Genomic DNA, 200 nt, shown 5'->3' on the forward strand with positions numbered 1-200 from the left:
GAAACCCGGTGATCTAGCCATGGGCAGGTTGAAGGTTGGGTAACACTAACTGGAGGACCGAACCGACTAATGTTGAAAAATTAGCGGATGACTTGTGGCTGGGGGGGAAAGGCCAATCAAACCGGGAGATAGCTGGTTCTCCCCGAAAGCTATTTAGGTAGCGCCTCGTGAACTCATCTTCGGGGGTAGAGCACTGTTTC

General features: G+C 52.0%; 1 rRNA gene. It reads left to right on the forward strand.

Annotated elements, in window-relative coordinates:
• Nucleotides 1–200: ribosomal RNA gene (locus A936_RS23210) — 23S ribosomal RNA — on the forward strand; the annotation flags it as partial.

The sequence above is a fragment of the Enterobacter sp. Ag1 genome, from assembly GCA_000277545.1.
GTDB lineage: Bacteria > Pseudomonadota > Gammaproteobacteria > Enterobacterales > Enterobacteriaceae > Cedecea.